This window comes from Terrabacter sp. P5_B1, assembly GCF_056400505.1.
On the sequence record NZ_JBFULD010000245.1, the window covers coordinates 1 to 6472 of the forward strand.

Consider the following 6472-nt stretch of genomic DNA (forward strand, 5'->3'; position numbering starts at 1 on the left):
CGGCATGCCGGGCCCGCGGTCGGTCGCCGTCGTGGCACAGTTGGACCATGAGCCAGCAGCCCTCCGGGTGGTACGACGACCCCAGCAACGCCGACATGCTCCGCTACTGGGACGGCGTGACGTGGACGAACCACACCGCTCCGAAGAAGTCGCCGACCGCGTCGCAGAGCACCATCGGCCTGCCACAGCAGGGCGGCCAGGGGCAGGTGCCGTCCGACCGAGCGGGCGCGCCGACGGCCACGACGCCGACGCCGCAGGGCAGTGGCTGGCAGGGCCAGTCCCAGGCGCCGCAGATCCCGCAGCAGCAGGCCCCGCAGGGCTACTACCAGCAGGCCCCGGCCAACGCGCAGTGGATGCACAACATCCGCACCACGGCCGACGGCATCCCGCTCGCGCCATGGGGCAAGCGCTTCGCAGCGTGGCTCATCGACGGCATCATCCTCGGGATCGCCTCCTACCTTCTCATCCGCGCGTTCGTGCCCGACTACCTGACCTCGATCCAGCGGGCCCTGGACGCGGCAGCGGCCCAGGACCAGACGGCGATGACCAGGCTCATCAACGACATCGCCGGCGAGGCCGTCAAGGCCGGGCTGGTCACGTGGGTCTTCTCGACGCTCTACTGCATCGCCTTCTGGACGACGACCGCACAGACCCCCGGCAAGATGGTTCTGGGCATCAGCGTCCGTCGTACAGACGCCCCCGGCCCCCTCGACGTCGTCACGGCCCTCCGCCGGCGCCTGCTCTCGGCGATCCAGCTCGTGCCGTACATCAGCGGCATCTACTTCATCATCTTCCTGCTCGACGGCCTGTGGCCGCTCTGGGACGACAAGCGCCAGGCCCTGCACGACAAGGTCGCGAGCACGCAGGTCGTCGAGGGCAAGCAGCCGCGCAAGCAGCACTGACGGACGCCCCCGGCACGGCCGGTCGGCATGAGGACGCGGTACCGGCGGCATAAGTCCCTTGCGCTGCCCTCAGTGGTCGGCGCGACAATGAAAGCTGCCCGGGCAGCCCGCGGCCACGTCGTCGCACCTGTCCACGAACCACCGTCCGAACCGGAGTCATCGTGTCCACTCCTGCCGCCCCCGCACTGACCGACTACCCCGACAAGATCGACGGGCCGGTCCTCAAGATCGCCGGCGTGGTCGTGCTCGGGGCGATCATGTCCATCCTCGACATCACCGTGGTCAACATCGCCCTGCCGACCTTCCAGACCGTGTTCGCCGAGACCCCGGGGAAGGCCTTGGCGTACTCCACCGTGGCTTGGGTGGTCACGGCCTACACCCTTGCCCTCGCGACGGTCATCCCGCTGACCGGTTGGGCGGCCGATCGGTTCGGCACCAAGCGGCTCTACATCCTGGCCGTCGTCCTCTTCACCTTGGGTTCGGTCCTGTGCGCGACCGCCGGGTCCATCGAGATGCTCATCGGCTTCCGCGTCCTGCAGGGTCTGGGCGGCGGCATGCTCATGCCCCTCGGCATGACGATCATGACGCGGGCCGCCGGGCCGGCCCGGATGGGCAGGCTCATGGCGATCCTGGGCGTGCCCATGCTGCTGGGCCCGATCTTCGGGCCGATCCTCGGCGGCTGGCTGATCGAGGTCGCTTCCTGGCACTGGATCTTCCTCATCAACGTCCCCATCGGAGTCGTCGCCTCGCTGTATGCGTGGTGGGCGCTGCCCTCTGACGCCCCTGAGCCGTCGGAGTCCTTCGACTTCGTGGGCATGCTCCTGATGTCCCCGGGCCTCGCGCTCTTCCTCTACGGCATCAGCTCCATCCCGGGGGAGGGGACCGTCATGTCGAGGAAGGTGCTCGTGCCGCTGTGCATCGGGCTCGCCATGCTCGTGTCGTTCGTCTTCTACAGCTTCCGCCCGAAGCACCCGCTGCTCGACCTGCGACTCTTCCGCAACCGTCGCCTCAGCACCGCGACGATCACCATGTTCCTCTTCGCCGCAGCCTTCTTCGGGGGCCTGCTCCTCGTTCCCACCTACTACCAGCAGGTGCGGGGCCTGGACACCCTCCACGCGGCCTTCCTCATGGTGCCACAGGGCCTGGGAGCCATGGTGACGATGCCGATCGCGGGTGCCCTGTCAGACCGGATCCCGGTGGGACGCATCGTGCCGTTCGGGCTGCTGCTGATGACCGCCGGCATGTTCGCGCTGACGCAGGTGGGCACCGACACGTCCTACTGGGGCTTCATGATCCCGGTGCTCTTCGTCATGGGTCTGGGCATGGGCGGCACGATGATGCCGCTCATGACCTCGGCGCTCAAGACGTTGCAGAGCCACCAGGTCGCCCGTGGTTCGACGCTGCTCAACATCTCGCAGCAGATCGCGAGCTCGATCGGTGTGGCCGTCATCTCGGTGGTCTTCACGAACTACCTCAGCGCCTCCGCCCTGGCGGGGCCGGCCATCGCGGCCCTGCACAACCCGGCGCTCGTCAACTCCGTCGGTGGTCAGGTCGCCGTCCAGAAGGGTCTGGCCGACGCGGCCGACGCCTTCGGCAGCACCTTCCTCGTCGCCGCGATCCTGCTCGCCCTCACGCTGATCCCGGCTGCCTTCCTGCCGCGCAAGCACGAGCACTCGCATTACCTCGACGACCAGCCCGAGACGGCAGCGGCCATCGTCCACTGAGGTGGCGCGATCGGCGTGCCCGACGTCGACGCGAGGCTCAGATGGCGGGGCGGATGGTCCCGCTCACCTCACCGAGACCGATGCGCGCACGCCCGGGACCGGGGGCCCACGCCGTCATCGTCACGACGTCGCCGTCCTCGAGGAAGCCGCGGGTCGAGCCGTCCCCGAGCGTCAGCGGCTCGGTGCCGTTCCACGTCAGCTCGAGCAGGCTGCCACGGGTCTCGCGCGTCGGGCCGCTGATCGTCCCCGATCCGAAGAGGTCACCGTCGCGGACCGAGGCGCCGTTGACGGTGAGGTGCGCCAGCATCTGGGCCGGCGACCAGTACATCCCGGCGTGCTCGGGGCGTGAGACGACGGTGCCGTTGAGGGCCACCTCGACGTGGACGTCGAGCCCGAACGCGTCCCCGCGCAGATAGGGCAGTATCTCCGGGTCCGACTGTCCCGGAAGGGGAACACGGGCCGACACGAGGGCCTCCATGGGCGTGACCCACGCCGAGACCGACGTCGCGAAGGACTTGCCGAGGAACGGTCCGAGCGGGACGTACTCCCAGGCCTGGATGTCGCGGGCGCTCCAGTCGTTGAGGATGACGACGCCGAAGAGGTGGTCGCCGGCCTCGTCGACCGAGACGCGTGTGCCGAGGGCGGTCGCGCCGCCCACGACGTAGCCGAGCTCGGCCTCGATGTCGAGGCGGATGCTCGGACCGAAGACTGGCGTGGGGTCCTTCGGGCCCTTGCGCTGGCCGGTGGGACGCACGACGTCGGTGCCCGTGACGACGACGGTGCCCGCGCGGCCGTGGTAGCCGATCGGCAGGTGTTTCCAGTTCGGCGGAAGGGCGGCGTTGTCGGGACGGAAGATGCGCCCGACGGTGCTCGCGTGGTCCTCGCTCGCGTAGAAGTCGACGTAGTCGGCGACCTCGATCGGCAGGTGCAGCACGACCTCCTCGAGCGGGTGCAGGTGGGGTGTGACCCCGTCACGGTGGACCTCGTCGCGGAGGATCTCCGTGAGCCAGTCGCGTGCTGTCGTCCAGACCGGACGTCCGAGCGCCAGGAACGCGTTGAGGCTCGGCGTCTGCCACGCGGTCGCGAGGTCGGGCCCGTCGCCGACGAGTCCGGCATCCCGGCCGATGGCAGCGACGGCTCCGGCGTCGAGCACCTGGTCACCGATGCGCACGCCGACCCGACGGATGGGGTCGCCGGCGGTGCTGAAGACGCCGTAGGGCAGGTTGTCGGTGCCGAAGGGGTGGTCGTCGGGCACATCGAGCCAGGTGGTCACCGGTGCTCCTCCTTCGTGCCGGTCGTCGCGTCGGTCACGGTGATGAGCCCGAGCGCCTCGAGCTCGGTCAGGGGGTCGAGCACACCACAGCAGCCGTAGGCCGTGAAGCTCGCGCGGATGCGCTCGGCCTCGTCGGTGCCGAGTGACGCGACGGCGGTGACGAGCACCTCGGTGTCGCGCCGCCCGAGCTCGCCGGCGAGCTCGTGGGCCTCCGCCCCGTGCAGCGCCTCGTGCGTGGCGAGCAGGACGTTGAGCAGGCCGTGCATCGGCGCGCCCCCGTGGCTGCCCCGGACGGCGTGGTGCAGTCCGCCCGTCAGCCTGAAGCTCAGCCCGTGCAGGACGACGGCGTCGAGGAAGCCGCCGAGCACCCGTTCGTCCGGCCAGCCCCACATGGGCGTCGCGCCGGTGCGAAACTTCACCGTGACGTCATGCTCCTCGTCGACGGCGGCTGCGATGTCGTCGAGTCCGCGCGCCTGCTGCTCACCGAGGCCGACCTCGACGACGACGGGGACCCCGGCGGCGAGCACCTGCCGCCAGTCGTCCGACCAGCCGAGCTCGGCGGCCGTGACGAGGACCCTGGTGTCGTCACGGAGCATCGTGAGGGCCTCGGTGAGTGGGGCCGTCGGGCTCCCGGGCCGCACGACGAGACTGACCTCGAGTGGGGTGGACAGCGTCCGCGGGTCAACGGCAGCGAGGGTCGTGAGCTCGTCCGCCGCGCTCGCGGGCACGAGCAGCGGACCGATGTGGGCGGCATACGCCCCCTCGCGTCGGTCGAGGTGCTCCCGCACGGCCACGTCGAGCGGTGCCAGACCCGGTGGGAACACCGCGGCGTCGTCGACGAGGCGGTCGAAGAGCGGCGCGAAAGGCGTCCTTGACATGACCCGGAGCGTACTCCACTGTTGCAATAGCGATACACCCGCGTCCGCTCATCGGACGCGCTCGAGGAGAGGCTCTCGCCCATGGCCCACTACCAGGCGGTCGGAAGCATCCCGCGCAAGCGGCACACCCAGCACCGGCGTCCGGCGGAGGGCTCGGCGGAGGGTTCGGCGCCGGGCGAGCTCTACTACGAGGAGCTCATGGGTGAGGAGGGCTTCAGCTCCGACAGCTCGCTGCTCTACCACCGCAACATCCCGTCGACGACGATCGGCGCCGCGGTGTGGGAGCTGCCCGACCAGTCGACGACGCCGAACCACCCGCTGACGCCGCGCCACCTCAAGCTGCACGACCTCTTCGAAGCCGGCTCCGTCGCGCAGGCGGACGTCGTGACGGGTCGCCGCCTCGTCCTCGGCAACGGCGACGTGCGCATCTCGTATGCCGTTGCCGCAGAAGCGAGCCCGTGGTACCGCAACGGCATCGGCGACGAGTGCGTCTACGTCGAGCGCGGCGCTGCGCGCGTCGAGACGGTCTTCGGTGCCATCGAGGTGGGGGAGGGCGACTACGTCATCATCCCCCGGGCCACGACGCACCGCTGGATCCCCAGGGCGTCCGACGACGAGCCGCTCCGCGCCTACTGCATCGAGGCCAACAGCCACATCGCGCCACCGAAGCGCTACCTCAGCAAGTACGGCCAGCTCCTCGAGCACGCGCCCTACTGCGAGCGCGATCTCCGCCAGCCGGAGGGTCCGCTCCTCGCCGAGGACGTCGGCGCCGGCCCCGATGAGCAGACGGACGTCTACATCAAGCATCGCGGCAACGGCCCGGGCGGCGTCGTCGGCACGATCCACACGCTGCCCTTCCACCCGCTCGACGTCGTCGGCTGGGACGGCTGCCTCTACCCGTACGTCTTCAACGTGCGTGACTTCGAGCCGATCACCGGCCGCATCCACCAGCCGCCGCCGGTGCACCAGGTCTTCGAGGGCTGGAACTTCGTCATCTGCAACTTCGTGCCCCGCAAGGTCGACTACCACCCGCTCGCCATCCCCGTGCCGTACTACCACTCGAACGTCGACAGCGACGAGATCATGTTCTACGTCGACGGCGACTACGAGGCTCGCAAGGGCTCCGGCATCGGCAAGGGGTCGGTCTCGGTGCACCCCGGAGGCCATGCGCACGGGCCCCAGCCCGGTGCGACGGAGGGCTCGATCGGTATCGAGGCCTTCGACGAGCTCGCCGTCATGGTCGACACGTTCCGGCCGCTCGAGCTCGGYGAGGGCGGCCTCGCCGTCGACGACGGGCTCTACGCGATGTCGTGGTCCAAGGGTGCGGGGCGCTCGGCCTCGGCCGGCGGCGCGCACTCCGAGGGCTGACCGGGTGCCCGGTCCCGCGGCGCCGCGAGGAGAGTCCTCCCAGACGCTCGACCGCGGCATCCGCGTGCTCGAGACCCTCGCCGAGGGTGGGGAGTCGACGGGCCTGACGATCACCGAGCTCGCGGCCCGGCTCGGGGTCGGGCGACCCGTCGTCTACCGCCTCGTCACGACGCTCGAGGAGCACCACCTCGTCTCGCGGGCGACCGACGGGCGGGTCCGTCTCGCGCTCGGCATCAGCCGCCTCGCCTCCGCCGTGACACCGATCGTGCGCAGCGAGGCCCGACCCGTGCTGCGCGAGCTCGCCGACGCCGTCGGCGCGACGGCGCA

Annotated in this window: 6 protein-coding genes; 4 read left to right on the forward strand and 2 right to left on the reverse strand. The window is 70.3% G+C overall.

Annotation, left to right across the window (positions count from 1 at the left end):
- Positions 1-47 precede the first annotated feature (47 nt).
- Positions 48-902: an RDD family protein gene (locus tag AC1DP0_RS16025; protein ID WP_478085998.1), complete on the forward strand. Its 855-nt coding sequence runs from the start codon at positions 48-50 to the stop codon at positions 900-902.
- A 161-nt stretch (positions 903-1063) separates the two neighbouring features.
- Positions 1064-2626 carry a DHA2 family efflux MFS transporter permease subunit gene (locus AC1DP0_RS16030; RefSeq protein ID WP_478086001.1) on the forward strand — a complete coding sequence of 521 codons (1563 nt, stop codon included), beginning with the start codon at positions 1064-1066 and terminating at the stop codon, positions 2624-2626.
- 37 nt (positions 2627-2663) lie between these two features.
- On the opposite strand, the gene fahA is transcribed toward AC1DP0_RS16030, so the two are convergent.
- Positions 2664-3899, reverse strand: coding sequence for a fumarylacetoacetase (gene fahA, locus AC1DP0_RS16035; protein ID WP_478086003.1), 1236 nt, complete (start codon positions 3897-3899; stop codon positions 2664-2666).
- Positions 3896-4777, reverse strand: a complete 882-nt coding sequence (locus AC1DP0_RS16040) for a hypothetical protein (protein ID WP_478086005.1) — start codon at positions 4775-4777, stop codon at positions 3896-3898. Before AC1DP0_RS16040 ends, fahA begins: the two co-directional genes overlap by 4 nt.
- 81 nt (positions 4778-4858) lie before the next feature.
- On the opposite strand from AC1DP0_RS16040, the gene AC1DP0_RS16045 reads away from it, so the two are divergent.
- Together AC1DP0_RS16045 and AC1DP0_RS16050 are read left to right on the forward strand one after the other, a co-directional pair.
- On the forward strand, positions 4859-6145 hold the full coding sequence (locus AC1DP0_RS16045) for a cupin domain-containing protein (RefSeq protein WP_478086007.1): 1287 nt from the start codon (positions 4859-4861) through the stop codon (positions 6143-6145).
- A 4-nt stretch (positions 6146-6149) separates the two neighbouring features.
- Positions 6150-6472, forward strand: a 323-nt coding sequence (locus AC1DP0_RS16050; RefSeq protein WP_478086009.1) for a helix-turn-helix domain-containing protein, incomplete at its 3' end; no start/stop codon positions are given.